3 protein-coding genes are annotated in these 2897 nt (G+C 52.3%); all 3 read left to right on the plus strand.

Annotated elements, in window-relative coordinates; translation table 11 throughout:
* Positions 1-221: 221 nt before the first annotated feature.
* The 3 genes from ACTNBU_RS12430 (at position 222) to ACTNBU_RS12440 (ending at position 2519) form a co-directional block, all read left to right on the plus strand.
* Positions 222-1277: an IS30 family transposase gene (locus ACTNBU_RS12430; protein WP_441034400.1), complete on the plus strand. Its 1056-nt coding sequence runs from the start codon at positions 222-224 to the stop codon at positions 1275-1277.
* A 107-nt stretch (positions 1278-1384) separates the two neighbouring features.
* Entirely contained in the window at positions 1385-1693 is a 309-nt protein-coding gene (locus ACTNBU_RS12435) for a transposase (RefSeq protein WP_441034402.1), read from the plus strand.
* Complete coding sequence (locus ACTNBU_RS12440) at positions 1623-2519, plus strand: SOS response-associated peptidase (protein WP_441034404.1); 897 nt, start codon at positions 1623-1625, stop codon at positions 2517-2519. The genes ACTNBU_RS12435 and ACTNBU_RS12440 overlap by 71 nt, the downstream gene beginning before the upstream one ends.
* The last annotated feature ends 378 nt before the right edge of the window (positions 2520-2897 follow it).

Below are 2897 nucleotides of genomic sequence, written 5' to 3' on the forward strand. Positions count from 1 at the left end.
ATACAGCACCACGAACCGGGATGGATACCGGGAATACAAGAGTGATCCAATTATCTGCGCAGAATGTCCAACCAGAGAACTTTGTACCCGCTCCAAAGACTGCGTAAAGATCGTTGATTGTAAAATCAAGTTGGACACTTGAGTAAAAAATCCATAGTGATTTTTCTCCCCGTGGTAGAATGAAGTTACCACACAACTTCTACAGAGGGAGGGCAATCACTATGGACTGCCATCATTGTATCACAGAATCCGCAGAACGCAAGAAGGGACAGCATCTTCGCATGGAAAACCGAGGAGCCATCAAAGTCCTCAAGAAGCAAGGCCTCGGCACTCGTGCCATCGCCAGGCAGATCGGCTGCGCCCCGTCCACCGTTACGAATGAGCTGCGGCGAGGCACACCGGCTCGCAAGAGCAACAAGGGGAAAGCTCCCGGTTACTCCCCCAAGCTGGGAGAAGCTGTCTACAGAGCCAACAGAGCATCCTGCCACAGGCATCCGAAAGCGGGCGTCTGCAGTAACTTCACCAACTGGGTGGTTCGGCAGATCCGGGAACACAAGTGGTCCCTGGATGCCTGCTGCGGATATGCCAAGCGACACGGCCTGTTCAAGCCGTCTGAGATGGTCTGCTCCCGTACCCTTTACAACATGGTCTGGAACGGGCACCTCTCCATCCAACCAATGGAACTGCCCGAGGCGTTAAAGCGCAAAGCGAAGAAGCATCGTGTGCGAGAGAACAAAAAGCGCTACGGCACAAGCATTTCCAGCCGCCCGGAGATTGCATCTCTTCGTCTTGAAGAGGGCCACTGGGAAGGCGATACCGTGGTCGGTAAGCGAGCAGGTAAGGAGTCTGTTGTCTTCTCCCTGTTGGAGAAGAAGACGGAAACCTACCTTGCGTTCCGCATCCCTGGCAAAACCAGTGAGGCGGTGATGAATCTCATGAACACCCTCCATGATGAGTACGGAGGGCACTTCTCTCAGGTCTTTAAAACCATTACTGTGGACAACGGTAGCGAGTTCGCTGACTTCGCCCAGGTGGAGAACTGGGGCAGCAAGGTTTTCTTCGCCCACCCGTACACCTCCTGGGAGCGTCCTCAGAACGAACGACACAATGGCCTGTTCCGGGCCTTTGTCCCAAAGGGAGCTTCTATCGAGGCATTCACTGACGAGGATATCCTCGCCGTTGCTGACGAGCTGAAGGGACGCCCACGGAAGAAACTCGGATACTGCACCCCGGAGGAACTCTTTGAGGCTTTTCTGGATGCTGTCTACGCAGCCTGACGGCTGCGGCAACATCGCTCACGGATAGATCCTACGGCTCCATCCGTGACCAAGGTTTTTACCACGGGGTGTCCAACTTGTTATTGCAATTTGCGGACTGCGTAAAGATGGTGCAGCGGCATATCTGGAAGGACTATGAGGATCTGGCGGACGACGCCCGATATGTACCCGAGTACCAGACGCTTTATAAGCGCCGCAAAGAAACGATTGAACGAGTCTTTGCAGATGCAAAAGAAAAACACGCGATGCGTTATACACAGTACAGAGGCTTGGCCCAAGTAACAAAATGGGTGAAGCTTAAATTTGCTGCCATGAACCTCAAAAAAATGGCAAGGTGGAAATGGAATGACTCTGCCCATTTCCTATTTTCGATTCTATTTTCCCGAATATGTGCTGAAAACCCGGTTGCCGACTAATTGCGCAACCGGGTTTCTCGACAGGCTGAGCGGTCCCGGTTCAGAGGAACCGGGACCGCTTCCGTTTGCCGCGGATCCTGGCAGCAGAAAAGCTCCGGAGAAGCGGTGTTTAAGAAGCGGCAGTTCAATCATGTTGCCGCGCTGCGGCGGATCGGTTATACTGAAGCAGAAGAATCAGAGAAAGAGACCGATACCAATTATATATAAAAGAATGGAGGCAATCAGCATGTGCGGACGGTTTGATTTTTCCGTGTCAGCCTCTGAGGAACTGCGGCAGATCCTGGCCAGCGTCCAAAGAAGCTGCGGCCCGTCCGGCTGGGAGCTGAAATTCCCCTGCGGCGAGGTGCTGCCCGGCGACCATGCGGCTGTGATGATCGCAGACGGGGGCTGTATCGTGGGAGATTGGCAGAAGTGGGGAATGCCAGGCCGGGACGGAAAGCTGGTCATCAATGCCAGGGCGGAGACCGCCCCCGAGCGGCCCATGTTCCAGCGGGGCTTTGCGGAATGCCGCTGCGTCATCCCGACGACCGGCTTTTATGAATACGACAGCAGCCGCAGGAAATATTTCTTTGGCAGTCCTGGAAAGCCGCTGTATCTGGCAGGACTCTCTGATGAGATGGACGGCGTGAACCGTTTTGTTATCCTGACAACAGCGCCAAATCGATCCATGGCAGATATCCATGACCGGATGCCGCTGGTTTTGCAGAGGGAGCAGATACGGCCGTGGCTCACACAGCCGGAGGCAGCGGCGAAGCTCCTGAAAATGGCTCCGCCGCTATTGGATCGAAAATGCCTGGAAGCTCAGATGACTCTGGAAGGATTCTGATCCTTCCAGGGTCATCTTTTTCCATCCTGCCACGGAGAAATGGATGAATTATGATAAAACCAGAAATTTGCGGTAATAATAGAGGATGGAATTGGTTGATAAACCAAAACAAAAAAAATTTCGGATTTTACTTGACTTTTTGCTTGAAGGAGTGTATAGTTACAAATTGTTCCGCGACGGAACATGTACCTTGTAAATTAAACAACGAGATCACAAGAAAGCACCAGACGGAAACAAGCCTTAGTGCTTGTAACCAAAGTTGTGGGTGAGTAGCGGGTAGTCAATTCTCGTGAAAGCAGCAACTATAAAAGAGAACCAGAAGCTATGACAAATAGCTCGATAAAAGATTTGAACGGACTACGGTTCGTTTAGATACCA

The organism is Dysosmobacter sp. HCP28S3_G4, from assembly GCF_052065175.1.
GTDB lineage: Bacteria > Bacillota > Clostridia > Oscillospirales > Oscillospiraceae > Oscillibacter.

Excerpts from the sequence above, each read along its gene's own strand:
- ACTNBU_RS12430 (WP_441034400.1), top strand. The coding sequence starts at position 222 with ATGGACTGCCATCATTGTATCACAGAATCCGCAGAACGCAAGAAGGGA.
- ACTNBU_RS12435 (WP_441034402.1), top strand. The coding sequence starts at position 1,385 with ATGGTGCAGCGGCATATCTGGAAGGACTATGAGGATCTGGCGGACGAC.
- ACTNBU_RS12440 (WP_441034404.1), top strand. The coding sequence starts at position 1,623 with ATGACTCTGCCCATTTCCTATTTTCGATTCTATTTTCCCGAATATGTG.